General features: G+C 58.2%; 19 protein-coding genes and 1 tRNA gene. 10 read left to right on the forward strand and 10 right to left on the reverse strand.

From position 1 onward, the window contains the following. Nucleotide 1 precedes the first annotated feature (1 nt). From selA to ACIOU6_RS02910, 3 genes are all read left to right on the forward strand, one after another. Entirely contained in the window at nucleotides 2–1,414 is a 1,413-nt protein-coding gene (gene selA, locus ACIOU6_RS02900; protein WP_401133658.1) for an L-seryl-tRNA(Sec) selenium transferase, read from the forward strand. After that, nucleotides 1,411–3,327, forward strand: coding sequence for a selenocysteine-specific translation elongation factor (gene selB / locus ACIOU6_RS02905; RefSeq protein WP_401133861.1), 1,917 nt, complete (start codon nucleotides 1,411–1,413; stop codon nucleotides 3,325–3,327). Before selA ends, selB begins: the two co-directional genes overlap by 4 nt. 6 nt (nucleotides 3,328–3,333) lie before the next feature. After that, nucleotides 3,334–3,429 (forward strand) — tRNA-Sec (locus tag ACIOU6_RS02910). A gap of 591 nt (nucleotides 3,430–4,020) precedes the next feature. Here ACIOU6_RS02910 and ACIOU6_RS02915 read toward each other — a convergent pair. The 7 genes from ACIOU6_RS02915 to ACIOU6_RS02945 form a co-directional block, all read right to left on the reverse strand. Then, nucleotides 4,021–5,316 (reverse strand): OprD family porin, encoded by a 1,296-nt coding sequence (locus ACIOU6_RS02915; RefSeq protein ID WP_401133661.1) that lies wholly within the window; start codon nucleotides 5,314–5,316, stop codon nucleotides 4,021–4,023. A gap of 148 nt (nucleotides 5,317–5,464) precedes the next feature. Then, on the reverse strand, nucleotides 5,465–7,168 hold the full coding sequence (locus ACIOU6_RS02920; protein WP_401133664.1) for an amidase: 1,704 nt from the start codon (nucleotides 7,166–7,168) through the stop codon (nucleotides 5,465–5,467). A 178-nt stretch (nucleotides 7,169–7,346) separates the two neighbouring features. Then, the gene (locus ACIOU6_RS02925) at nucleotides 7,347–8,453 is read right to left on the reverse strand and encodes a D-alanyl-D-alanine carboxypeptidase family protein (RefSeq protein ID WP_401133667.1); all 1,107 of its coding nucleotides are present in this window, start codon (nucleotides 8,451–8,453) and stop codon (nucleotides 7,347–7,349) included. Nucleotides 8,454–8,670: 217 nt separating this feature from the next. Then, complete coding sequence (locus ACIOU6_RS02930; protein ID WP_401133670.1) at nucleotides 8,671–10,056, reverse strand: sensor histidine kinase; 1,386 nt, start codon at nucleotides 10,054–10,056, stop codon at nucleotides 8,671–8,673. Then, a complete protein-coding gene (locus ACIOU6_RS02935; protein WP_221731774.1) occupies nucleotides 10,034–10,714 on the reverse strand; it encodes a response regulator transcription factor in 681 nt (226 codons plus the stop codon). The genes ACIOU6_RS02930 and ACIOU6_RS02935 overlap by 23 nt, the downstream gene beginning before the upstream one ends. A 369-nt stretch (nucleotides 10,715–11,083) precedes the next feature. Further along, nucleotides 11,084–13,489 (reverse strand): glucose/quinate/shikimate family membrane-bound PQQ-dependent dehydrogenase, encoded by a 2,406-nt coding sequence (locus ACIOU6_RS02940; RefSeq protein WP_401133673.1) that lies wholly within the window; start codon nucleotides 13,487–13,489, stop codon nucleotides 11,084–11,086. Between the two features lie 142 nt (nucleotides 13,490–13,631). Then, nucleotides 13,632–15,434 carry an EAL domain-containing protein gene (locus ACIOU6_RS02945; RefSeq protein ID WP_401133676.1) on the reverse strand — a complete coding sequence of 601 codons (1,803 nt, stop codon included), beginning with the start codon at nucleotides 15,432–15,434 and terminating at the stop codon, nucleotides 13,632–13,634. A gap of 209 nt (nucleotides 15,435–15,643) precedes the next feature. On the opposite strand from ACIOU6_RS02945, the gene ACIOU6_RS02950 reads away from it, so the two are divergent. The 7 genes from ACIOU6_RS02950 (at nucleotide 15,644) to ACIOU6_RS02980 (ending at nucleotide 21,637) form a co-directional block, all read left to right on the forward strand. Then, nucleotides 15,644–16,252, forward strand: a complete 609-nt coding sequence (locus ACIOU6_RS02950; protein WP_401133678.1) for a dTMP kinase — start codon at nucleotides 15,644–15,646, stop codon at nucleotides 16,250–16,252. A 198-nt stretch (nucleotides 16,253–16,450) separates the two neighbouring features. Beyond that, nucleotides 16,451–17,482, forward strand: coding sequence for a phosphate ABC transporter substrate-binding protein PstS (pstS, locus tag ACIOU6_RS02955; RefSeq protein WP_221731770.1), 1,032 nt, complete (start codon nucleotides 16,451–16,453; stop codon nucleotides 17,480–17,482). 74 nt (nucleotides 17,483–17,556) lie between these two features. After that, nucleotides 17,557–18,522, forward strand: a complete 966-nt coding sequence (pstC, locus tag ACIOU6_RS02960) for a phosphate ABC transporter permease subunit PstC (protein ID WP_401133681.1) — start codon at nucleotides 17,557–17,559, stop codon at nucleotides 18,520–18,522. Beyond that, nucleotides 18,522–19,415: a phosphate ABC transporter permease PstA gene (pstA, locus tag ACIOU6_RS02965; RefSeq protein ID WP_221731768.1), complete on the forward strand. Its 894-nt coding sequence runs from the start codon at nucleotides 18,522–18,524 to the stop codon at nucleotides 19,413–19,415. Before pstC ends, pstA begins: the two co-directional genes overlap by 1 nt. Nucleotides 19,416–19,491: 76 nt before the next feature. Further along, nucleotides 19,492–20,253, forward strand: a complete 762-nt coding sequence (gene pstB / locus ACIOU6_RS02970) for a phosphate ABC transporter ATP-binding protein PstB (protein WP_017847588.1) — start codon at nucleotides 19,492–19,494, stop codon at nucleotides 20,251–20,253. A 53-nt stretch (nucleotides 20,254–20,306) separates the two neighbouring features. Continuing rightward, nucleotides 20,307–21,005 (forward strand): hypothetical protein, encoded by a 699-nt coding sequence (locus ACIOU6_RS02975; RefSeq protein ID WP_401133686.1) that lies wholly within the window; start codon nucleotides 20,307–20,309, stop codon nucleotides 21,003–21,005. Between the two features lie 77 nt (nucleotides 21,006–21,082). Then, the gene (locus tag ACIOU6_RS02980) at nucleotides 21,083–21,637 is read left to right on the forward strand and encodes a hypothetical protein (protein ID WP_401133689.1); all 555 of its coding nucleotides are present in this window, start codon (nucleotides 21,083–21,085) and stop codon (nucleotides 21,635–21,637) included. An 89-nt stretch (nucleotides 21,638–21,726) separates the two neighbouring features. On the opposite strand, the gene ACIOU6_RS02985 is transcribed toward ACIOU6_RS02980, so the two are convergent. From ACIOU6_RS02985 to ACIOU6_RS02995, 3 genes are all read right to left on the reverse strand, one after another. Next, on the reverse strand, nucleotides 21,727–22,962 hold the full coding sequence (locus ACIOU6_RS02985) for a saccharopine dehydrogenase family protein (protein ID WP_221731765.1): 1,236 nt from the start codon (nucleotides 22,960–22,962) through the stop codon (nucleotides 21,727–21,729). Between the two features lie 28 nt (nucleotides 22,963–22,990). Then, nucleotides 22,991–24,088 (reverse strand): carboxynorspermidine decarboxylase, encoded by a 1,098-nt coding sequence (locus ACIOU6_RS02990; protein ID WP_221731764.1) that lies wholly within the window; start codon nucleotides 24,086–24,088, stop codon nucleotides 22,991–22,993. Between the two features lie 373 nt (nucleotides 24,089–24,461). Next, on the reverse strand, nucleotides 24,462–26,567 hold the full coding sequence (locus ACIOU6_RS02995; protein ID WP_221731763.1) for a TonB-dependent receptor: 2,106 nt from the start codon (nucleotides 26,565–26,567) through the stop codon (nucleotides 24,462–24,464). Nucleotides 26,568–26,575: the final 8 nt, after the last annotated feature.

A 26,575-nucleotide genomic window follows, 5' to 3' on the forward strand; every position in this document is an offset into this window, starting at 1 on the left:
GATGCCTGCCAGCGGTGCCCTGCGTTTACCTTCCGTTGATGGTGTGTTGCGTCACCCGGCGTGCCTGCCGCTGGCCCAACGTTATGGGCGTGAGGCGTTGTTGACCTGTTTGCGGCAGTTGCTCGATGAGCTGCGTTCGAGCGTGCTGAACGGGCAGTTGTCTGCGATTGAAATCAGCCCCGAAGTGCTTGCCGGTCGCGTGGGTGAACGCTTGGCCCAGCAACAGCGCAGCCAGGTTCGACGGGTGTTCAACCTCACCGGCACGGTGTTGCACACCAATCTGGGGCGGGCGCTGTTGCCGGAGGAAGCCATTGACGCCGTACAAATGGCCGCGCGATACCCGCTCAATCTGGAATTCGATCTGGCCAGCGGCAAACGCGGCGACCGTGACGATCTGATCGAAGGCCTGATCCGCGAACTGACCGGTGCCGAAGCCGTCACCGTGGTCAACAACAATGCCGCTGCGGTGCTGCTGACCCTCAACAGCCTCGGCGCGCGCAAGGAAGGCATCATTTCCCGTGGCGAGCTGATCGAAATCGGCGGCGCCTTCCGCATCCCCGACATCATGGCCCGCGCCGGCGTGCGTCTGCACGAAGTCGGCACGACCAATCGCACCCATGCCCGCGACTATGAAGCGGCGATCAACCCGCGCAGCGGTTTGATCATGCGTGTGCACGCGAGCAATTACAGCATCGAAGGATTTACCGCGCGCGTACCGACCGCTGAATTGGCTGAGTTGGCCCATCGGCATGGTTTGCCGCTGCTGGAGGATCTGGGCAGCGGCAGTCTGCTGAACCTGACGCGGTGGGGCTTGCCGGCCGAACCGACGGTGCGCCAGGCGCTGCTGGACGGCGCGGATATTGTCACCTTCAGCGGCGACAAATTGCTTGGCGGCCCGCAGGCCGGGTTGATCGTTGGGCGCAAAGAACTGATCGCGAAGATCAAGAAGAACCCGCTCAAACGCGCATTGCGGGTGGACAAATTGACCTTGGCGGCGCTGGAAGCGGTGCTGGGTTTGTATCGCGATCCGGATCGATTGCCCGAACGCCTGCCGAGTTTGCGCCTGCTGACTCGGCCGCAAGCGGAGATTTTCGCTCAGGCTGAACGTTTGCAACCGATGATGGCTGAGGTCTTGGGCGAACCGTGGCAGGTCAGCGCCGTGCAGGCCTTGGGCATGATCGGCAGCGGCAGCCAACCGGTGGCGCGTTTGCCGAGCGCGGCGCTGTGTTGTCGCCCGCAAGTGTCGAAGCGTTTGCGCGGGCGTTGCCTGTTGAATCTGGAAGCGGCGCTGCGCGCGTTGCCGATCCCGGTGCTCGGTCGCATCGACGACGACGCGCTGTGGCTGGATCTACGGCAACTCGACGACGAACCGGCGTGGCTTACGCAATTGCCGCACCTGCAGGTCGACCCGTGATCGTCGGCACGGCGGGGCACATCGACCACGGCAAGACCTCGCTGCTGCAAGCGCTGACCGGGCAAACCGGCGACCGCCGCCCGCAGGAACGCGAACGCGGGATGACCATCGACCTGGGCTATCTCTACGCCGAACTCGAACCCGGCGCGGGGCTGACCGGGTTTATCGATGTGCCCGGCCATGAGAAATTCACCCACAACATGCTCGCCGGCGCCCAAGGTATCGATCTGGTGTTGTTGGTGGTCGCGGCGGACGACGGCGTGATGCCGCAGACCCGCGAGCATCTGGCGATAGTCGAATTGCTCGGCATCCCGCGCGCGCTGGTAGCGATCACCAAATGCGACCGGGTCGAAGCGGGCAGGGTGGAGGAGGTTCAGCGGCAGGTGCTGGATCTGCTCGCCCCGGGGCCGTTTGCCGAGGCGCCGATCCTGACCGTGTCGAGTCAGAGTGGGCAGGGCATTGATGGATTGCGCGAGGTTTTGCTGCAGACGCAGAGCGAAGTGCATGAACGCAGCCGTGAGGGTGGTTTTCGCTTGGCCATCGACCGCGCCTTCAGCGTGGCGGGTGCGGGGATTGTGGTGACCGGGACGGCATTGTCGGGCGCGGTGGCTGTCGGCGACAAACTCAGCCTCGGGCCTTTGGGCAAATCGGTGCGAGTGCGCGGCCTGCATGCGCAGAATCAACCTGCCGAACAGGCCTTTGCCGGCCAGCGAGTGGCGTTGAACCTCACCGGCGAACGCCTCGAACTGGCGCAGATCCATCGCGGCCAGTGGCTGCTGAGCGAATGGCTGCACGCGCCGACGCAACGGCTCGACATCGACTTTCAACTGCTGCCCGGGGAACGCACTTTCGAACACTTTCACCCGGTGCACGTGCACCTCGGCACGCAGGATGTCATCGCCCGGGTGGCCTTGCTCGAAGGCCCACGCTTGAGTCCCGGTGAGCGCATGTTCGCGCAACTGCTGATCAATGCGCCGGTGCACGCGGTGAAAGGTGATCGACTGATTCTGCGTGACCAGAGCGCGCAACGTACCCTCGGTGGCGGCCAGGTCCTCGACCCGTTCGCCCCGGCGCGACAACGTCGTAGCCCCGAACGTCTGGCGCAACTGCGCGCCTTGGTCTCGTGGGACGAGTTCGAACAGGTCTTGCCTGTGCTGCTCAACTACAGCGCTGGCGGCCTCGACCCGCTGCGGCTGGAGCGCCAATTCAATCGCCCGCGCTCAACCTGGGCATTAGCAGAAAACGTACGCCTGATCGACACCCGCCAAGGCTCGGTACTGTTCAACGTGCAGCGCTGGGCGCAACTGGAATTCACCCTGCTGGAACAACTCGCGCAGTTCCATGAGCTGGAACCCGATCAGATGGGCCCCGATCGCGATCGCTTGCGGCGCTTCAGTGGTCTGGCGCTGGAGCGTTCGACGTTTGTCAGTTTGCTGGATGAGTTGCTGACCGCCGGCTCGATTCAGGCGAGCGGGCCATGGCTGCACCTGCCGGATCATCAGGTGCGCTTGAATGCCGATGACGAAAGGCACTGGCTAGGGTTGCAGCCGTTGTTCGAACAGGCCGGTTTCGATCCGCCGTGGGTGCGTGACGTGGCGAAAGCGCTGGGGCAGGACGACGCCGTGGTACGCCTGCTGCTGCGCAAACTGGCGCGGCTCGGGCTGATGCATCAAGTCGTGCGCGACCTGTTTTTGAGTGACGTGAAACTGCGCCAAATGGTCGACGTGCTACTCAAACTCGCCAAGGAAAATCCGCAGATCCAGGTGACAAGCTTCCGCGATGCGCTAGGCTTGGGACGCAAACGCTGTATTCAGTACCTCGAATATTTCGACCGCGTCGGCCTGACCCGACGCCTCGGCGAATCCCGCCAGATCCGCCCCGACAACGCGCTGGCCCACGCCGACGCACAGTGAGTTCAAGGAAGGCAATCGCGCCCGGTGGCGCGGCCGGGCTTCAAACCCGGTTGGGGACGGCATCCGTTCCCGGGCAGGTTCGACTCCGGCTGCCTTCCGCCAGTTTGCCAAAAGCAAAAGATCGCAGCCTGCGACATCCGAGACGTTGCCAGAGATTGCGCTGCGCTTCCATCCGATCAGGCAGCACTCTGACGATCGCGATGCCTTACGCTGAGCGACCACTGCGTCGCGAGCGTTCTGGTCGCTCCAGCGGAACGCGCAGAACCCGGCAGTCAGGCAGAACGAGCGAAATTCACCGATGTAATAGGCCTTGCCGGGTTCAAGGCTCATCGGCAGATTGAATTTCTCTCGTGCCTCGGCGGAGGTGAAAACGGTGCCGAGCCCAGCCGAGTTTGAATAACTGGAACATGCACATCCCTGAATCTGCGAATTGAATGACGGCAGACAGGGAGGTCAATCAATGCCTTCCTGGCTTGGCGTTTTTTGCGGGTGCGCAGGATAAGGGAGGTAGTGGCATTTGGCTGGCGGTGATGGCCGTGCTGCGTGCACAGACCCATGACTCAAACTCGTGGGTGCCAGTCTGCTGCCGATAACGGTGGCTCAGTCAATGAAAGAGTTGGCGGTGCTGGCCAAATCGCTGGCAGGCTGGCTCCCGCAGGTTGATTGCATTTCAGGCAGGATGGTCGTGTTGTGTCAGTAGCCGAGCGGGTACTGGATCACCACATAAATCCGATCAATATCATCCCCGGCCTGGGCCTCATTGGCCCGGTGCGAAACATGCGATACCTGCACCGACAAATCCTTCGCGGCGCCCGACTGGACGATGTACTTCAGATCAATATCGCGCTCCCAATGCTTGCCCCCGTCACCTTGCTGCGGCTGGTATTCACCGCTGTCGGCATCGAACGGGTTATACGCGCCGCCCTTGGGCGCACGGGTGCCGTCGATGTGGCTGCCGGTCACGTAGCGCGTCATGAACTTCAGGCCTGGAATCCCGAAGGCGCCGAGGTCGAGGTCGTAGCGCGCTTGCCAGGAACGTTCGCCGGCACCATTGAAATCGGCGTATTTGATTGAGTTGGCGAGGTAGATCGAGTCGCCGCCGACGAAATCGAAGGGTGTATTGCCATTGATCTGTTGCCAGCCGAGCATCACTGCGTGTGGGCCCAAGGCGTATTTGCCCGACAAGCTGAACGCCGTGTTGTCGATTGCCCCGGCCAGTGCCCGGCCTGTGTCGCGGGTGTGATAAAGATTGGCGTCGAGCAGCACGCCTGATTGCTTGAAGTGCAGGTTGGCGTAGTACTGATGCCAGGTGTCCGTCAGTTCAGACGCGTACAGCGCGCCTCCGACAGGACTGTCGCTGAAAAGGTCGGCGCCGAGAAAGCTGATCCCGCCAGCCTCGGTGTTGGCGCCGTAGCCGTAAAAATCGCCCTTGCCGGAAGAACTGTCCTGATTCTTGAACGCCGTGAAATGCCCGGCCTGGAAGTTAACGTTGTCGATTTCCCGGCTGTTGAGCAGAAAACCCGTGGCGTATTCCGGTTGCAGACGTTTGTCGGAGGTATCGAACACTGGGGTTTGCACGGTCATTTCGCCGAATGCGAGCGTGGTGCGTGAGGCTTTCAACTTGAGGGCGGCGCCGGCGCTGGAATAGTTGCTTTCGCTGCGGCCGTCGCTATCGACCGGCAACAACCCAGTACCGGAATGGCCTTTACCACCGTCCAGTTTCAGGCCGGTAAAGGCATGCGCATCGATACCAAACCCGACGGTCCCGGCTGTGAAACCGGATGAGAAGGTGCCGATAAACCCTTGTGCCCATTCCTGTTTGTAATTTTTTCCGGTGGGCGAGGGTGAGCGGTAGTCGTTGCTCAGGTAGACGTTGCGGCTGAGCACTTCGGATTTGGCATCGTCGATAAAACCGCTCGCGACAGCCGTTTCGGTCAGCCCGCACAGCAGCAATAACAAGGTAAGACGCGAGCATGTGGGATTGATCATGATCGGTGGCCCGCATTAAAGAATGTGGCACTGATGATCAAGGGAATATTAGCGGGGGGATTGAGTCAATGTGCTGTGTTGATGAAAGTTGCCAGCGCGCCAATCCACTGTGGGAGCGAACAAGCCCGCTCCCACAGTTTCGATCGCGTTACGACAACGGTGGCGTGCGTGGCGGGATCATCCGTTTGCTGCCTGTCGACTCAAACGCAGCCGCGAGATGCAGCAGGCTCGAATCGTCGTAGGCACGGCCGGCGAAGGTCAGCCCGACCGGCATGCCGATATCCGCCATCACGCCCATGGGCACGGTGACTGTCGGCACGCCCAGGTGACGGATCGCGAGGTTGCCGTTGGCGACCCAGACGCCATTGCTCCAGGCGATGTCGGCCGATTCTGGATTGATGTCCGAGTCCGCCGGACCGACGTCAGCAACGGTCGGAAACAACACGGCGTCGAGGCCCAGTTTATCCATCCAGTCTTCAAGGTCGATGCGCCGGGTCTGTTCGAGGCCGCGCAGGCCATCGGGCACGGTCGGGATTTCGTTCCACGATGTGATGCCGCGTTCGGCCATGCGCACGTATTCGTCCATGCCAGCGGCCAGGTCGCCCTCACGGTTGGGCAGGGTGCCCGGGTCGTGAGGGAAGATTTTCGGCCCATCAACGTCGACCAGACGATTGAGTTTCGGGTCGCCGTTGGCTTGCAGAAAATCGTCGAACGCCCAGGCGCTCAGATCCCACAGTTCATGATGAAGAAACTCTTTCGACACCAGACCACGGGTGAACACGGTCGGCGCACCGGGACGGTCACCTTCGCAGTTGGAAACCAGCGGGAAATCGGTTTCGATGACTTCGGCACCGGCCGCTTCGAGGGCCTGCCGCGCCTGTTTCCACAGGTCGATCACTGAAGCACGGGTGTTGATGCGCTGGCCGGTCGGGCCACCGATGCCCGGCGCTTCGCTGGTGCCTGCATCAGGGTCGGCGTTGATGAACATACGCGGTACGGCGAAACGCTTGCCGGCCAGCGCGGCGCTGTCGGCAGCCAGTTCGGCGTAAGCGGCGGGGCGCACGGAACTGACGCTCGGGATCGGCACCCACGGTTGCAGGCGCCACAGATCGCCACGGGTGTCGGGGTCTTCGGCGACGATGATGTCGAGCACTTCCAGCAGATCAGCCATGGTGCGGGCGTACGGCACAACGACGTCCATGGTCGGGGTCAACGGCCAATTGCCGCGCACCGAGATCACTCCGCGCGACGGCGTATAGGCACACAAGCCATTGTTCGACGCTGGGCCGCGACCGCTCGACCAGGTTTCTTCGGCCAGACCGAACGCGGCGAAACTCGCGGCCGTGGCGGTGCCGGCACCATTGGACGAACCCGAGGCGAACGGCGCAGTCAGGTAGTCAGCGTTATAAGGGCTTTCGGCACGGCCGTAGACACCACGTTGCATCCCGCCATTGGCCATCGGCGGCATGTTGGTCTTGCCCAGGCAAATCGCTCCGGCACCGCGCAGGCGCTCAATGGTGAACGCATCGCGATAAGCGACCAGATCGGCAAACGCCGGGCTGCCAGACGCTGCAGTCAGGCCTTTGACCAGATAACTGTCCTTGGCGGTGTAAGGAATACCGTCGAGCGGGCTCAGCGTTTCGCCCTTGGCGCGGCGGGCGTCGCTGGCCTGCGCTTCGTTGAGGGCTTCGCGATTGCGCACGACAACGGCGTTCAGCGCTGTCGGGGTGTCGGCGCCGTCGTAGGCATCGATGCGGGCGAGATAGGCCTGCACCAGTTCAACCGATGTGGTCTGGCCGGATTCCAGCGCAGCACGCAGTTGGGCAATGGAAACTTCGGTGACTTCGATCATGCGGTCACCGCCATTTGCAGTTGAGCGTCATTTATCTTGGAAGGGGCATTCATATCGGTTCTCGCTGCACGGCTTTACGCGACAAGGTTAAGACTGGCGCCTATTTAACACCAATCCTTCATCCAAACGACAGAACACCCACGTCACGGGCCGTACGGTCCGCTGGAATCCGCGCCCCTCAGGCCGTTTGAGTGTCATCGAACCAGCCGCGAATCATCTGGGTAAAGAACAGGTGCGTCGTATCCCACCAGCGTTTCCACCAACTGCCTGCTTCAGCGTCCTCAAGTGCGATCAACGGACGACTCCCCAGTAGTTGCCCGGCATCGTACAGCTCCAGTTTCCCGACGACGGTGCCCAGGGCGATAGGCGCTTGTAGCGCCCCATCAATCTCGATGCGTGTCTCTATTTTTCGATGTCTGTTCTTGGGCAGGGTGAGGGTCATGTCGTCGAGTAAGCCCAGAGCGATCGATCGTTTCTCGCCTTTCCAGAGCGCAGCCGTTTTGAGTACTTCCCCGGCTTTTTTGTAGGTTTGGGTGTCATAGAAACGAAAGGCGTAACCCATGAGTTTTTCAGTTTCTGCCGTTCGTTTCTGCGTGCTGGTTGCGCCAAAGATCACGCTGATCAAACGCCGCCCGTCTCGACGCGACGAGGCCACCATGCAATAGCCAGCCGCTTCGGTATGGCCAGTCTTCAGTCCGTCGAAGCTGTCGTCTCGCCACAATAGAAGGTTGCGGTTGGCTTGCCGGATGCCATTCCAGGTGAAATGTTTTTTGGCGTACAGAGCATAGGTGTCAGCCCCTTCGTTGATGATCGCCCGCGCCAATATCGCCATGTCCCGGGCCGATGAGTAATGGTCTGGCTGAGGCAGGCCGGTGGAGTTCATGAAGTGTGTGTTGCGCATCCCCAAGGCCGTAGCCGTTGAGTTCATCATGCCGACGAAAACGCCTTCGCTTCCGGCGACATGTTCGGCGAGCGCCACGCTGGCGTCGTTACCCGAATCGATGATCACGCCGCTGAGCAAATCGTGAACCGAAACGGAACTGCCTGGGTCAAGAAACATGCGCGAACCGCCGGTACGCCAGGCATTTTCGCTGACAGTGACCATGCCATCCGCTTTGATACGCCCGGCCTTGATTTCGCGCGTGGTGACAAATGCTGTCATCATTTTGGTCAGGCTGGCCGGCGGCAGGCGCATATCGCTGTTGTGACTGGTGATAACGGCACCCGTTGCTCCGTCGATGAGTATCCAGGCTTTGGCACCGAGCTTCGGTGCAGCAGGGATCATGGCGCCTCGGGTGTTGTTGTCAGCCAGAGCAGGGTGGGCCAACACAACAAGCGATGTTGCGCAGAGCAGGGTGAACACACATCGGAACAACAGGCATTTCACAAGCAAGAAGCCTTGGGTCAGCAGAAAGTGCCGCCACGCTAGCCCCCGAGCATGGGGCGCTCAAATTAAGCCGGGTTAAGTTTAATTTAATGTTCCGGTGCGGATAGCCTGACATTCAGGCGGGGGCCATCGGGCAATGAATCAGTACGCGGGTGCCACGCCCCATCGCAGCAGGCTGAATATCCAGCGAATAGCCGTGCAATTTGACGATGGCCGCGACCAACGATAAACCGAGGCCATGTCCGGGCTGCATTCTGCTTGCCTCCCCTCGATAGAGCCTGCGAATGACGTGCGAACGGTCCGCCTGGGGTATCCCGGCCCCGTCGTCGGCCACTTCAATGACAACCGTTGAATCCTCGATGCTGCCGCGCAACGTGATATGCCCGCCCTGCGGCGTAAACTTGATGGCGTTATCCAGCAAGTTGACCAGCGCCTCAAACAGCAGCGATGAGTCCCCATACAATTTGGGCAAGTCACTGGTGATCTGCAGGGACAGTGTCTGCGAACGGTCCAGCGCCATAGGCTCATAAAACTCATGTGCCTGTTGCAACAGCGCCATGATCGGAAACGGCGCAAATGCCGAGCGTCGGCGGATATCGTCGAGTTCGGCGACCCGAAGCAACCCCTGAAAGCGCACCATGATCGATTCACTCTCTTCAAGGGCCTGGTTCAATGTCTGCTGGTGATCAAGATCGAGTGGCAGTTGCTGGAGCTGATAAAGCCTGGCGCGCAGACGTGTCAGTGGCGTGCGCAAATCATGGGCAACCCCGTCGCAGACACTTTTGACTTCATGCATCAATTGCTCGATATGGTCGAGCATTGTATTGACGGCATTGGCCAGCATGTCCAGTTCATCACGGCGAGCGGAGAGGGGTAAGCGCTCTGCCAAGTTGCCTGAAACGATACTTTCCGTACACAACTGAAGGCGTTTGACACGCCGCAATGGCCGGCGCCGCAATAAGCGCCAGCCGATTAATCCGGGAATCAGCGTCAACGAAAAACCCCACATCAAGGCCTGTTCGATAATCCCGCCCACGGCAGAAATCGAACCACCGTCACGCGCCAGGATAAGCATGTGCCCGTCGGGGCGTCGTGCTAACAGGGCATAACTGCTGCGGGTTTCTTTATTGGGTAGCGCAATGCTCAGCCCACGTTCCAGATAATGAACCTTGCCATCATCGGGCAGACTGGAACGCAGTTTGAGCAGGTCTCCGGCAACGTGCTGCCCATCGGCGGTGAACAATCCGTAGGCATCGATTCCGGGGGTTGAAAAGGCTTCACTGGCCGCCAGTTCATTCACCAGTTTTTCGTCATCGATCTTTTGATAGTAGTGGGCGCGCTGCAGTAATGTTCGCTCTGCAACGGTTCCCAGGTAGTGGGAGATTTCCCAGTACAACACGCCGGTAAAGAGCGCACCCCAGGCCACGAAAAACAGGGCATAGAACCCGATCAAACGACTACCTGACGAGCGCCATTCCTCAGTTTTTGGCAGCAAGGACATAACCCGCACCGCGTATCGTATGAATGACGGGCGTCCCTTCATCGCCTTCAAGCTTTTTGCGCAGCCGACCAATGTGCACATCGATAATGTTGGTGCCCGGGTCGAATCGATACCCCCAAACCTCTTCGAACAACATCGTGCGGGTGACCAACTGGCCGGCGCTGCGCATCAGGTAGTTGAGCAGTTTGAACTCGGTGGGCAGCAGCACGATGGGTTCGCCATTTCGAGTCAGTTTGTGCTCGACCAGGTCCAGTCGCAGGTTTCCACAACTGAGTTGCGGATGGCTGGCGTCGGCATGGGTGCGCCGAAGCAATGCGTCAAGTCGCGCAACCATCTCGGTAGCGGAAAAGGGTTTGGTCAGATAATCGTCGCCGCCCGCTCGCAGACCCTGAACGCGCTCATCGACGTCGGAAAGTGCGCTGATCATCAGCACCGGCGTCTGAATCCCAAGGCTGCGCAATGTGCTGACAATCGTCAGTCCATCGAAGTCGGGAAGCATACGATCCAGGGTAATGGCGTCAAAACCACCGGCAATCGCCGAGGCCAGTCCGTCGCGTCCGGTAGCGGCCCATTTTGAACTGAACCCGTGGCGTTGGAGTTCAGCGATGATGACTTCCGCCGTCACCTTGTCGTCCTCTATGACCAACGCGCAACTCATATTTTCCTCCATTGGAATCTGTTTTCGGCCATTGCGACGTAATGTCGACACCCAGTGCAGGCATACCCTAGTGATCTGCGATCAAGCCGAACATTAAAATTATTTAACCCACCTTAACGCCGTCGTCTGCCGTGCGGGTGCCCATTTAAGTTCAAGTGCACGGCCTGTGTCAGCTTTGCGGGGGAGGGCAGGCGAATTGGCCAGACGGATATGGCCTTTGATCAGATCGCAACAAGTGAAACGAGCAGCCCGCAATCGCTGGATTTTCCTGCTGTAGCCTTGATCAATATAGAAATGCAGCGCGGTGCCCTTGAGCACCGCGCGTGACAGTCAGCCCGGCTCTGCAAGAGCGCGGGTGAGTGCAGTGCCTTACGGCAACGCGTAAGCCATTACGTAGTCGCCACGATCGGTCGACTGACGAGCGCCACCTGCGGTGATGACGATGTACTGTTTGCCGGTTTTTGGCGACACATAAGTCATCGGGCCGCCCTGGCTGCCGACCGGCAGGCGGGATTTCCAGATTTCCTCACCGTTGGCGCTGTTGAAGGCACGCAGGTAGAAGTCCTGAGTGCCGGCAATAAAGATCAAGCCTCCTTGAGTCGACAGGGTGCCGCCGAGCGTCGGCAGACCGACCTTGATTGGCAAGTGCATGCGAATACCCAAAGGTCCGGTGTCTTCAACGGTACCCACGGGTACTTGCCAGGCGATTTTTTGGGTCTTCATGTCGATGGCTGTCAGCGTGCCGAACGGCGGCGCCTGGCAAGGAATGCCGGCGACCGACAGGAGGCGGTTCTTGTTCACCGCGTAAGGCGTGCCCTTGAGCGGTACGGCGCCCATGCCGGTATTCAGCGCTTCGCCACCGGAAGTGGCCTGCCCCTTGTTCTGTGAAGGGATCATCTGAATCCACAGACCCAGGCGCATGTCGTTCACGAAGATGAAACCATGTACCGGGTCAGTGGAGATGCTGCCCCAGTTCATGCCACCCAGCGAGCCCGGGAAGCTCAGGGATTTGTCGGTGCCTGGCGCGGTGTACAAACCGTCGTAACGCATCGATTTGAAATCGATACGGCACAACAGTTGGTCGTAAGGCGTGGCCCCCCACATGTCCGACTCGGTCAGGTGCTGGGCACCAATCTGCGGCATGCCGACCGATTTTGGCTGGGTAGGCGAGTAAGGCTCGTTAGGGATGTTCGCTGCCTTGACCGGCACTTCCTCAACGTTGGTCAGCGGCTTGCCAGTGGCGCGATCCAGGACGTAGATCTGCCCGGCCTTGGTACCGATGACCAGCGCCGGTACGGTTTTGCCGTCCTTGGTGAAGTCGATCAGGCTCGGCTGCATCGGCAAATCGAAATCCCAGAGGTCGTTGTGGACCGTCTGGAAGACCCACTTTTCCTCGCCATTGTTGGCGTCCAGGGCCAGGATCGAAGCGCCGTAGGTGTGATCCAGCTTGCTGCGTTCGACACCATAGATGTCGGTGGAGGAACTGCCCATGGGCAGGAAGACCGTGTTGGTCGCCGCGTCGTAAGACATTGGCGCCCAACTGTTCGGCGTGCTGCGCACATAGGTGTTGCCGTCTTCCGGCGCCGTTTTATCCTGCGGGTTGCCCGGGTCGAAAGCCCAACGCATGGCGCCGGTGATCACATCAAAACCACGAATCACGCCGCCCGGCATGTCGGCTTGCACGTTGTCAGCCACGCGACCGCCAACCACCACGGTAGTGCCTGCCATCAACGGTGCGGAGGACAACTGATAGTAGCTGTCCGGGACATCGCCCAGACCGGCCTTGAGATCCACTTGACCATTGTTGCCAAAACCCTGGCAGAACTCGCCGGTGTCGGCATCCACCGCGATCAGGCGAGCGTCGATGGTGTTGGTCAGCAAGCGGCGCTGGCAGTTGGCAACTGGCGCTGGCTGGCCCACAGCAACGGGTGAGCTACCCGACTTGGCAACTGCTGCAGTCGCGTCGAAATAGGCCATGCCACGGCAACGTTGCCAGACTTTTGACTGGGCGTTGATGGCGTTCTTCCAGAGTTCCTTGCCGGTGTCGGCATCCAGCGCAATCAGATTGTTGTGCGGGGTGCAGATAAACACCTTGTTGCCGATTTGCAGTGGAGTGAGCTGGTCTTCGGCGCCGTTACCGTCGCTTTCGGCGACGTCTGCGGTGTGATAGGTCCACGCCACTTGCAACTTGTCGACGTTGTTGCGGTTGATCTGATCCAGTGCAGCAAAGCGGCTGCCGCCTTCAGTATTGCCGTAGTGAGCCCAGTCTTTCTGGGCTTTTTGTGGATCAACCGGCGTGATGCCCGGGCCGGTGCCCGTAGCCGCAACCGTCGGGTGCGCGACGAACATGTTGCCGGCGGCCAAGGCCAGACCGACCGCCAGTACCCCAGCAACGGCATAAGCACCGCGCCCCGGAATGCTGCCATTGGCACGTTTCAATACTGGATAGACCAGCGTGACGACCAGGCCCACTGCGCTGAACATGAACAGGCGCGAGAACACTGGCCAGAACACCAGGCCGGCATCGTTTACTGCCCAGATCGCTGTCCCCACCAGAAACGCTGCGAACAACCAGGCACCGGCCGGTTTGAAGCGAGCAATCAGCAGACCGGAGGCCGCCATCACCAGTCCACCCACCAGGAAGTACCAGGAACCTCCCAGACTGACCAATTTCACGCCGCCAACAGCGAGTGCCAGACCGAGGAGGGCAATGATCACGCCCAGCCCGACCAGAATGAATGTTGATACGCCCGAGAGGCGTTGACTCTGCTTCACGTTGAATGTCCCGTCGAAATGAGGCGGGCAGTATATAGATAGGTAACTATCTGGTTAAAACATAATTTCGAAGTGAGGCGCCGCACGCAGAGCAATCAACCGCTCAAGGGAAGGGTGGACGTGCGTGCCCTCACGACGCCCATCACCGTTCATCGATTGCCGGACGGGTACCTGCTCCATAGCCTCCTTGTCCTATCCAGGCTTCCAAAGCCTTCGCACTCATAGGTTTGGCTATAAAGTAGCCTTGTGCATCCGAACATCCCCACTGCATTAAAAGGTCGAGGATTTCTCCGTTTTCTACACCTTCCGCAACCACCCGGTAGCCAAGTCCCTTCGCCAGCCCTATGAGGGTTTTAACGAGTTTTTTATCATTTTGATTGCTACCCAGCCCGCTGATCAGCGATTGATCAAGTTTGACGGTGTTGGCTGGAAGTTCCTTCAAGTACGCCCAGTTACTGTATCCGGAGCCAAAGTCGTCAACGGCCACTTCTACGCCAAATTGACGAACACGCTCCAGTTGCCGTATGACTTCTTCAGGGTTTGTCATCAGCATACTTTCGGTGAACTCAAGTTCAATGCTGGCAGGGGCCAAATCGTGCTGTTGAACTTCATGAATCATCGCGTCCACGAACTCTGCGCTTTCCAGATCGCTGACGGTTATATTCATCGCTATCCGCAGGCTCAAACCTTGTGCTTTCCAAACAACGGCTTGTTGCACAATCGCGTTGAGCACCCATATTCCTATGGAGGGTATTAGTGCGGTCTTCTCAGCCAAAGGTATGAATTCAGCTGGGCTGATGTTCCCGAGCGTCGGATGAGTCCAACGGAGCAATGCTTCGACTGAATCACAGTTTCCTGAAGATAGATTTATTTTGGGCTGATACACGAGGCTGAACTGTTTGTCCGCGTTGACCGCTTCAGGTAACGAACTGAGTAACCTGAAGGCGCGTTGTTGCGCTGCATCAAATTGCGGCTCATAAAGAGACCATCCCAACTGGCGGTCACGGGCTTCATCTGCAGCGCTGACGACCAGGCGCAGCCAGTCCTGCTGGGGATCTTCCGATTCCAGAATAGGCAGAACACCTATCCCCACCTGCATCAAAATGGGGATGGCGTGGCATTCAACCGGTTTTTTGAAGTTATGCAGGATGCTTTCGCAAATAGGCTCAGCCGTTTGATCACCCTTGAGAATGAAGCCAAACCGCGTCGGGCTGATTTTATAAAGCAAGCAGTCTTGAGGTAACAGTTTCTGTAGTCGGGACTTGATAGCCAGGATCAGGTCTCCTGAAAAACTATAACCCAGTGCTTTCACTATATCGTTGAGGAACTTCGGCGAAATGACGTCGATCGCATAAATCTGGCAGGTGTCTTTGATCTTTATCGTTTGACGTATATTTTCCTCAAACCTCACTCGATTGAACAGGCCGGTGGGTTGATCTACGAAGTTGCGAGATCGCACGCCACGTATGCGCATCATGACTAATTCAGCGAAGGCATTGAGCATCGTCACGTCACGATCACTCATGGGAGAGCGTGCAACGGTATCAATGATGCAAAGACTTCCCAGTGTAAAACCATCCTCCGTAATGAGTGGCGCGCCCGCGTAATAACGAATATGCGGATGCCCCGTGACCAACGGATTGTTCTTGAAACGGGTATCAAGTGTTGCGTCCAACACCTCCAGCCGGGTGTTGTCCAGCGTAGAGTAGGCGCAAAAGGAAGTCTCTCTGGGTGTCTGAGTCTCTTCAAGCCCCACGCGTGCCTTGAACCATTGCTGGTGTTTATCGACGATTGAAATCAGTGCTATTGGTGCGTTGTAGTACGCAGAGGCCATCGCGACGATCTTGTCGAAGACATCGTCGTCTTCGCAGTCGGTTGGACAAAATTTTTCGACCTCTTTTAGCCGTTCAATTTCATTCGGCGGAATGGGAGCGCCTTCGCCCATGATATCCCTCGCAGTGGCTGAGTTCTTTCGACAAAGTATCAGACATGGCCATCATTATGATGTTGTTTTTCAATTCACCTGACCTCCAACAGGATAGAGTGTCCGCCAATGTCTGCTCATAAGACCCCTCACTCGATTCGTGCAGTCGCGCCAAGCGGTTCCAGCGAACGGTCGGGCAAAAAAACCGTACATCAATCGTTATGTGAAGAATGAATCGTCCGCTGTTTGTTTCTCTGGATGGGCCCAAGGGGACCGGCAAAACCACGCTGTTGGAAGCCATTGCGACAGCACTGAGGGCTGACAATAAAAAGGTGATCCGACTCTGCGAGAAAAAAAGCGATCCCTACAGGGGTGAAACAATGGCTCTCGTCAACCAGCTCGTCCGGCATCCCTCTCGGGATTTGGAATTGCGGGTTTGTGAGCGCTTTGCCGATAGCCGTGCCTGGATTTCCCGACACGTGCTGGATAAACAACCCCCAGACAGCATCATCCTGATCGATCGCTGGTATCCGTCTGAGGCCGCGTTTCGGCGGATAGTCCCGTTTGCAGAGATTCTACAGTTGAACATTGATCGCGCCGTGCGAGTGCCAGACGTGCATGTCGGGGTTGTCACCGCTCCTGATATTTCATGGGCGAGGGCAGCGACACGACGGCGTGGACTGAGCAGTACGGTGATCCATAAGCTGGAAGAACAGATCGCTTGTACCAAGGCGTTCGAGCAAGCGATTGCAGATAACGGCTGGGTGCTATGCCGCAACGAAGGAACGATCAAAGACGCGACGATGCAGGTGGTTTCTGAAATTCACAGAGTCCTTTGATGATTTTGAGATATTCCAAAAGAAAACGGACGACGTTGCTGGGGCATCTGACACCTCGCTCTGGCGAGCATGCTCGCTCAAATGAGTGTCCGGTTTCATAGACCACTCCAAGTCGAGACGAGATTCTGCAATCCAACGTTCATGAAAGCTTCACGAAGTTGCTGCAGTGTTCGGGAACCCTTATAAGGAGTTTCCTCGATGATACGTTTGATGAAGTCTGCTGCGCTTGCCGTTACCGCATCTCTTTTGGCTACCTCAATGTCCTTCGCAGCGGAAAGCGTCCGACTCACGGGCTCGGGAGCCAGTTTCCCGGCACCGATCTACCTCACCTGGTTCAAGGATTTCAGCAAGAAAACCGAAGGTGTCACTGTGGATTACCAATCCAAGGGCAGCGGGGCGGGTGTGCAGGACTTCCTGAATAAAACCGTTGATTTCGCCGCCAGTGACTCGGCGATGAAAGACGAAGACATCGCCAAGGTTGCCGAAGGTGCGCAGTTGCTGCCGATGACCGCGGGTGAAATCGTGTTGGCATTTAACCTGCCGGGCAATCCTAAAGAGCTTAAATTGCCACGCGATGTTTACTCCAACATCTTTCTGGGCAAGATCACCCAGTGGAACGACCCGCAGATCGTTGCAGCAAACCCGGGCGTGAAACTGCCTGATATGCCGATCACGGTTGTCGTGCGCGCAGACTCCAGCGGTACCACAGCGGTATTCACCAAGCACTTGTCGGCGATCAACCCGCAGTTTCAGAAGGACTTGGGTGAAGGCAACACCGTCAACTGGCCGGCCAGTGACAAATTCATCAAATCGCCGAAAAACGATGGTGTGACGGCGACGGTGCGCCAGACTCCGGGCGCTATCGGCTACATCGAATACGGTTTCGCCAAGTTGGCCAAGGTCAACTTTGCCCAACTGCAGAACAAGGCCGGCAATTACGTTGTACCTAACGCGCAAAGCGGTGCAGAGGCCCTGGCAGCGGTGAAAATGCCCGACAGCCTGGTGGCCTGGCTGCCGGATCCGGACGGCGCCAAGTCGTACCCGATCACGTCCTACACCTGGATGATCTTCCGCAAGCACAACGAGAGCCCGGCCAAAGCCAAGGCCATGCGCGAAATGGTCGAATACAGCCTGACTGAAGGGCAGAAAATCGCCGACTCGATGGGCTACATCCCCCTGCCGCCATCGATCGTCGATCAGGTTCGCAAAGCGTCCGCCAATATTCAGTAACGCTCGTGAGGCCTCTCTCGGTATGCGCGGCAAGCCATGCCGGGGGAGTTCCTACTCTGATCCGGAACTCGCCAATGAACACACCTTTTGTCGTACCGGTTAACCCGGCTTCTGCCTGCCAGCCGCCCTCTGCAAAGGACTTCCTGGTTGATCGCATCTTTCGTGCGCTAGCGCGAATAGGGGTGGTTCTGATTCTGGCGTTGGTCTTTGCGCTCATATTTGAAGTGGGACGCAAGGCCATTCCAGGCATGGAAAAGCACGGCCTGGATGTGATTTTTGGATCCGTCTGGGACGTTAACCAAGGCAAATACGGCATTCTGCCGGCCATTTGGGGCACGCTCTACAGTGCCCTGATCGCGTTGCTGATTGCAGGCTTTTTCGGTGTGAGCATGGCGATTTTCCTGACCCAGGATTTCCTGCCGGCGAAGCTGGCAGCCGTGTTTCGCACCATCGTCGAATTACTGGCAGCCATTCCCAGCGTCGTTTATGGCCTCTGGGGGATTTACGTGGTAATCCCGGCGATTCGCCCGCTCACGGCGTGGCTGAACAGCGAACTGGGCTGGATACCTTTTTTTGGCACGTCCTTGAGCGGGCCAGGACTGCTACCTGCGGCACTGGTACTGGCCATCATGATTCTGCCGACCATTGCTGCCGTTTCGCAGGACGCCCTGACCGGGGTCCCGATGAAAACCAAGCAAGCCGCCTACGGCATGGGGACCACCCATTGGGAAGCGATTCTCAAGGTGATGGTGCCATCCGCGGCCACTGGTATTTTCGGCTCGCTGGTTCTCGGCCTGGGCCGCGCGCTGGGTGAAACCATGGCGCTGGCCATGCTGGTGGGCAACGCTAACAACATTTCGCTTTCTCTGTTTGCACCGGCCAATACGTTGGCGGCCTTGCTGGCGCTGAATTTCCCCGAAGCCGGGCCGAACGAGATCGAAGTGTTGATGTACGCCGCACTGGTGCTGATGTTCATCACGCTACTGGTGAACATTATCGGTTCGCTGATCATGGTCTACGCCCAGCGGGGTACCAAATAATGACGGATCTCTCATCTCCTATCACCGCGATGCCGAGCCTACAGCGCCGGTTCGAAGGCCGTGCCCTGCGCAGCCTGGTGCTGACGACACTGGTCTGGGCTGGCGCTCTACTGGCCAGCGTGCCGCTGATCTCGGTGCTCTACATGCTGATCACGCGCGGAGGGGCACGTCTGAGCCTGGAGGTGTTCACCGAACTGCCGCCAACCGGGTTCGAGACCGGTGGTGGCTTCGGCAACGCGATGGCAGGCACCTTCGTCATGGTCGGTATCGCGGCGGCAATCGCGGTTCCGGTCGGCATCATGGCGGCTATCTTTCTGGCTGAACTGGGGCCGGACAGCAAGCTGGCAAACGCCTCGCGCTTTGCCGCCAAGATGCTCACGGGCCTGCCATCCATTCTCGCCGGGGTGTTTGCCTATGCGCTGGTGGTGATGACCACCGGTACTTACTCGGCACCGGCGGGCGGCGTGGCGCTGGCGGTACTGATGTTGCCCATCGTCGTACTCACGGCTGAAGAGTCGATGAGGATGGTGCCCAAGATCATGAAGGATGCCGCCTACGGCATGGGCTGCACCCGCTCGCAGGTCATCTGGAAAATCGTATTGCCTACCGGTATGCCGGCGATCCTGACGGGTGTCATGCTGGCCGTGGCTCGCGCGGCGGGCGAAACCGCGCCGTTGTTGTTTACCGCGTTGTTCAGCAACTACTGGATCTTCCACGACGGCAGCCTGGCGGTCATGAATCCGACAGCATCGCTCGCGGTACTGATTTACAACTTCTCCGGCATGCCATTCGACAATCAACTCGAACTCGCCTGGGCAGCTTCGCTGGTGCTGGTGATGATCGTGCTGGTCGTGAACATTCTGAGCCGCATTTTCGGCAAGCCCAAGTATTGAAAACGGGAGCATCTGAATTTTGAACGTATCAACTGCGCCAATAGCCGCTCCTTTTGTCACCCAGACACCTGTGGTCATGGACTGTAAGCTCGACAAGATTTTCTACGGCAACTTCATGGCGGTGCGTGACAGCCATGTACCCATCGAAAAAAACAAAATCACCGGTTTCATCGGTCCGTCTGGCTGCGGCAAAAGCACGGTGCTGCGCAGCCTCAATCGGATGAACGATCTGGTGAAAGGTTTTCGGTTTGAAGGGCACGTGCATTTCCTTGGGCAAGACGTCTATGGCAAGGGCGTTGATCCGGTGGTCGTGCGGCGCTACATCGGGATGGTGTTTCAACAACCGAATCCATTCTCGATGAGCATTTTCGACAACGTTGCGTTTGGCCTGCGCCTCAACCGCTACAAGGGCGACCTGGGTGACCGCGTCAAGCACGCCTTGCAGGGCGCCGCGTTGTGGGATGAAGTCAAGGACAAGCTCAAGGTCAGCGGCCTGTCACTCTCCGGAGGCCAGCAGCAACGGCTTTGTATCGCTCGGGCCATCGCGACCGAACCGGAAGTCCTGTTGCTGGACGAGCCCTGCTCGGCACTCGACCCAATCGCTACCCGACGGGTCGAGGAGTTGATGGTTGAGTTGAAGAAGGATTACACCATCGCACTGGTCACCCACAATATGCAGCAGGCCATCCGTGTTGCTGATACGACGGCCTTTTTCTCGGTTGATATTTCTCAGGGCACGCGCACCGGCTATCTGGTTGAGATGGGCCCAACGGCGCAGATTTTCGATAACCCGCGCGAACAAATGACGGGGGATTACATCAGCGGCAAGTTCAGCTAAACAACTAACGTCCGGTTGTTTACCTTCTTATCCACCGTTTCTCAGGATTGCCAATGTCTGTAACGCGTCGTCTGGATTTGTCTGCCATTGAACGCGCCCTGCGAGAGGTGCAGGGTCGCTTTTGCGAGCTCAGCAGGCACTTCACCGAGCAGCGCGATCCCTTGACTGACGAAGTGCTGCACAATGTGCTTGAAGGTTATGCGTTGATTGACGGCTATGTCGCCAGCGGCGTCGACCTGTTCGACCTTCAGCAACTGAACCTGATGCTTGAGATCAATGCCACTGTACTCTGTGGCACAGACCCGGTCCGCCGACAGGAGTACGCTCAACATCTGGCCGCCACCGAGGAACACTTCTTCAACAACGTTGAGGGAGGAATAAAGGACTTGTTCAATTGGTACTGCGCGTATCGCAGCGAATCAGTCTGGAAGCGTGCGGCCGGTGTCTATGTGCGAATCCTCAGCAAGCCGCAGTTGTTTATTGAAGGCAATAACCGCACTGGGTCGCTCCTCGTCAGCTATTTGCTCATGCGCGCCGGTTTGCCTCCGTTCGTACTGACGCTGGAAAACGCCGAGGGCTACTTCAACCCATCATCGGTCATGCGCAACTCTGCAAAGCATGGAGTCAAGGCGTTGTACGAATTACCCAAGATCAAGAAAAAATATGCAGCCTTCCTGGAAAATCAGGCGCCTGAATCGATGAGTTTTTTTCTCAGCGACAGGGCCTTGCACGTCTTCCAAGGGGGAAATTGATGAACGGGTTTCCAATACCTGCCAAGTATCGATCCTCCGGTAGCCGGGCATGGCAAGCCTTGCGGTGTGCTATCCCGATGCACGTATTCAGACGTCAGCGCATCCGGGTTTCGTTCGATATCGATGACACGCTGGCCTGCCAACTCCACCACTGCGCAGTCGAGCAGAGCTGGTTGCCGGCCTGTGTTCATCGTTGGCTGGGGGAACCACTGCGAATCGGAACTCGCGCTCTGACCCGAGAGTTGCGTCGCCAAGGCTGCAGCATCTGGGTCTATACGTCGTCCGGCCGGACACCGTCCTACATCAGACGTTGGTTGTTGCTATATGGCATCCGTGTCGACGGGGTGGTCAACAGTGTGTTGCATAACCGTGCGCTGACGATCAATGGGTTGTCAAAAGGCCCGTCGAAATTCCCGCCGGCCTTCGATATCGACTTGCATGTCGATGACTCCGAGGGCGTACGCACGGAAGGGCATGATCACGGCTTTCGCGTTGTTGTCGTGCATCCGGAGGATGAGAACTGGGCGCAGAGAGTCCTGGATGCCGTCGCCCAAGTCCAGGCGCAGCTCGCTTGGCAGCAGCTCAGGAGCAACATGCCCGCGCCACAACGCTCAGAAGTCGCGTCCTCCTGATTTTTAGTGCATACAAAAACGCCGCTCAGTGAGCGGCGTTTTTGGAGCAGGCAATGAAGCTCAGCTATAGGTTGTGAGCCTCAGTCGCTTCAGCTCCAGGGACGGTCTCCATTCTCGTCCTTGATGCGGGTCGGCAGGCCCATCACATCCAGCGCCTTGAGGAATGGCTCGGCCGGCAGTTCCTCGACATTGGCCATTCGCTGCACATCCCACTCGCCACGGGCGACCAGCAACGCTGCGGCTACCGGTGGTACGCCAGCGGTATAGGAAATGCCCTGGCTATCGGTTTCGGCGTAGGCTTCCTCGTGGTCGGCCACGTTGTAGATAAACACCTCGCGCGGTTGACCATCCTTGGTGCCCTTGACCAGATCGCCGATGCAGGTCTTGCCGGTGTAGCCGGGCGCCAGCGAACTCGGATCAGGCAGCACGGCCTTCACCACTTTCAGCGGCACAACTTCCAGGCCTTCGGCGGTCATGACCGGTTGCTCGGAGAGCAGACCGAGGTTTTTCAGTACCGTAAACACATTGATGTAGTGTTCGCCGAAGCTCATCCAGAAACGCACATTGGGCACGTTGAGATTCTTGGACAACGAGTGCACTTCATCATGGCCGGTCAGATACAGATTCTGCGAGCCGACTACCGGCAGGTCGTCGGTACGCTTGACTTCGAACATGGTGTTGCTGGTCCACTGGCTGTTCTGCCAGCTCCACACCTGTCCGGTGAACTCACGGAAGTTGATCTCCGGGTCGAAATTGGTGGCGAAATATTTGCCATGGGAGCCAGCGTTGACGTCGAGAATGTCGATCGAGTCAATGCTGTCGAAATACTGTTGTTGCGCCAGCGCTGCATAAGCGTTGACGACACCTGGGTCGAAGCCCACGCCGAGGATGGCCGTGATGTTCTTCTGTTTGCACTCATCCAGGTGGTTCCACTCGTAGTTGCCGTACCACGGCGGAGTCTCGCAGACCTTGCCCGGCTCTTCGTGAATGGCGGTGTCCAGGTAGGCCACCCCGGTATCGATGCAGGCACGCAGCACCGACATGTTAAGGAACGCGGAACCGACGTTGATCACGATCTGTGATTCGGTTTCCAGGATCAGCGCCTTGGTTGCTTCAACATCCAGTGCATTGAGCGAAAAGGCGCAGATGTCGGCGGGTACCTTGAGGCTACCCTTGGCTTTGACGCTGTCGATGATGGCCTGGCACTTGGAGATGTTGCGCGACGCGATAGCAATACGACCGAGTTCGTCGTTGTGCTGCGCGCACTTGTGGGCCACCACCTTAGCGACACCTCCTGCACCAATGATAAGAACGTTCTTTTTCAATTGCTTTCTCTCTCCTGTATCTGTCCGTTTACGAAAGGCTGGACAGGTAGTCTTCATAACCAAATTCGCGAACCACTTCGACTGTACCGTCGAGTTGTTTCACAACGATGGATGGCATTTTCAGGCCGTTGAACCAGTTCTTCTTGACCATGGTGTAACCCGCGGTGTCGACGAATGACAGCCGATCACCGATGGCCAGCGGACGGTCAAATTGATACTCACCGAAGATGTCCCCGGCCAGGCACGACTTACCGCACACCATGTAGGTGTGATCACCCTCGCTCGGCGCCAGTTTAGCGTTGAGGCGATAAATCAGCAGGTCAAGCAGATGGGCTTCGATGGAGCTGTCCACCACCGCCAGGTGCTTACCGTTGTAGAGGGTGTCGAGCACCGTGACTTCCAGTGAGGCACTGTTGGTGATCGCCGCTTCGCCAGGCTCCAGGTAGACCTGAACGTCGTACTTTTGCGAGAACGCCTTGAGCCGTGCGCAGAACGCGTCCAGCGCATAGCCTTCGCCGGTAAAGTGAATACCACCGCCCAAGCTGACCCAACTGACCTTGTGCAGCAGCTCACCGAAGCGTTCTTCAATGGTGCAGAGCATTTGGTCGAACAGGCTGAAGTCGCCGTTCTCGCAGTTGTTGTGGAACATGAAGCCGGAGATCTGGTCAATGACGCCTTCGATCTTCACCGGGTCCCACTCGCCCAGACGGCTGAACGGGCGCGCCGGGTCGGCCAGCAGATAATCAGAGCTGCTGACTTGCGGGTTGACGCGCAGGCCACGGGTTTTGCCTTCAGAGCGCTTGGCAAAGCGTTGCAGTTGGCTGATGGAGTTGAAGATGATCTTGTCGCAATTGTCGAGCATCTCCTCGATCTCGTCGTCGGCCCAGGCCACGCTGTAGGCATGGGTTTCGCCTTCGAACTTCTGACGACCTAACTTGAGTTCGTAAAGCGACGACGATGTGGTGCCGTCCATGTATTGCTGCATCAAATCGAACACCGACCATGTAGCGAAGCACTTGAGCGCCAGCAGGGCCTTTGCCCCGGACTGTTCGCGCACATAGGCAATCTTCTGCATGTTCGTCAGCAGTTTCTGTTTGTCGATGAGGTAGTACGGCGTTTTGATCATTTCGAGGCCTCCGGCAAGGCCAGCCAAAAAAAGGATGCGCATTGTGCCCGGACTGACGGCATATCGAAAGAGCAGAAGCTAGCGAGTCGGATGGGGCAGGGCGCGCAGTGAGGCCTGGGTGCTGTTGTTTGGACGACTCATCAGCTGAGCCGAAGATGGAAGATCAGGTCGTCAAATCATGTGTCGTGTGTAACGCCAGCATCCAATGCTCCTTGCACGATCGATGAGGGACAGACTTTTTTACGCGGGGCGTCGGCAAAGAGCAACGCAGTCTGACCGAAAGAAAGCCCGGATATGTTCGGTCAGTGCGAGCGCCTGTAATCTGTCATCGTTCAAAAAACGATGACAGTTCACACGTTATGTACCCCTTGAGTTACCAGTCGACCGAGTAGCTGACGCTCAGCGTACGCCCTTCGGCATTGGCAAAAGGCGCACGGGCGTTGGCCTGGGCGAAGAGGTTTTGGTAGGTGCGGTTGGTGAGGTTGTAGACCCCGCCTTCAAGTCGGCCGACCGGCAGTTCCACCGAACCGAGCATGTCCACCAGGGTATAGCCCTGGATTTCGCGGCCGTTGTTGTCTTTGGCAGCCTCGTCGTAGCTGGACAGATGCATACCCTGCAGACGCAGGCTGTAGTCGTCCTCAGTGAAACCGACGAACAACGTAGTTTTGGCCGGTGAAATGCGGGTGGCCGGCAGGTCGATCCATTTGCCGTTCTGTTGGGTTTCACCTTTGGCCCATGCGTAAGTGCCGCCCACCGACCAGTGCTCGGTCGGGCGATACGTCAGGCTGTTCTCGATGCCGCGCACGCGTTCCTTCTGGTTGATCAGGCGTAACACACGGTCGTTGGCGTCAAAGAACTGGGTGACGTCAGAGGTGTTTTCATACACGGTGACGTCGGCTTGCCATTTGTCCCAATTGCCGCGCCAGCCCAGCTCGTAGCTGTCGACCTTGATCGCTTGGGCGTTGAGGGTCTGAATATCGAAGCGACTGTTGACGTCCCGCAGGAAGCGTTGGATGTCGGGCAGCGAGAAGCCCTGACTGTAATTGGCGAAGATGTCCTGGTTTGCGCTCAGGTGATAGACAGCACCCAGGTTGTAGAGGGTCGCATCATATTTGAGAGTGTCGCCGGGCAAGGTCGCGCGTTTGCCAGTCTGGACGATTTCACCGTAGGCGATGCTGTCGGAGACTTCGCTTTCGATCCACTCGCGCCGTATGCCACCGCGCAGGGTCCAGTCGCCGATGTCCCAGGACATTTGCCCGAACAGCGCTTTGGTGGTGGTTTCGGTGTCCGGGCCCAGTTCATAGGTGGTGCCGGTCTTGGTGTAGTTCAGACCGTTGACCCGGTACTGGTCGCCGCGCTGACGAGAGCGCTCGTGGTCGTAATCGGCGCCCCAGACCAGATTGCCGGTAGCATCGCCGATCGACGGCAGCGGGGTGTCGATGGCCGCACGCAGGCCATACACGTCTTGCACGCTGTTGTTGTCCGAAACGCCGGCTTTACCCCGTGACAGGTCGGGGAAGAACAGCGCATCGGCACGACGCCAATAGCTTTCGACTTGCAGACCCTGGCCGTAGAAATCCTTGTCGGCGTAGTTGAGATTGACTGCCTGGTTATGGGTGTAGGGCTGGTCGTCGAGCTTCAAGCCCTGGACCGCGACGGCCTCACCATTGCGCGAGGCTTTGGTGTAACCGGTATCCTGCTGGTCCTTGTAGTCTTGTAGCGACAAGCTGAGTTTTTTGTCGGCATCCAGTTCATAACCGAACCGACCTTGCAGGTCATAGGTTTCGGTGTCCATGTTGCTGCCTTGGGACGTGTCCTGAGGAATGCGGTTGCCGTTGCCGTCGAACTGGTCGTTGCGTTGCGTCATGTCTGCCGAAACATACCAGTCCAGTGCGTCCTGACGGCCTGTCGCACTTTGGAACGCCTCGTAGACGAAGCCTTTACGGTTGAGGTTGTTACCGCTGCTCATGCCCAGTTTGCTGCTGAACGCGATGTCCTGGCCCTGATTGCGCTTGGTGATGATGTTAATGATGCCGCCCGAAGCACCGGCACCGTAGATGCTGCTCGCGCCGGACACCACCTCGATGCGCTCGATGCTGGCGGGCGAGATGCTGTTCAACTGGCGGAAGTTGTCTCGGGTAGCGTTTTGCGACACGCCATCAACCAATACCAGAATGTTGCGCCCGCGCAGGGTCTGACCGAAGTTGCTCATACCGCCAGTGGGTGGGGCAATCCCTGGCACCAGTTGCCCAAGGATGTCGGACACTCGACGACCGGCGCCGCTTTGTTCTCGGATCTGTTGCTCGTCGATAACTTGTACCGAGCCGGGAATCGAGGCAATGCTCGCTTCGCTGCGGGTGGCTGAGACGACGGTAGCTTGCATGTTCAGGGTACCTGGCTTCTCGGATTCCACGGCCCAGGTCCGGGCACTGAAGGTGCTGAGCAGCGCAATCAACAGGGATAGCTTGGTTCGGGTCATGATGTAGT

The sequence above is a fragment of the Pseudomonas sp. NPDC087615 genome (genome assembly GCF_044743445.1).
Classification (GTDB): Bacteria; Pseudomonadota; Gammaproteobacteria; order Pseudomonadales; family Pseudomonadaceae; genus Aquipseudomonas; species Aquipseudomonas baetica_A.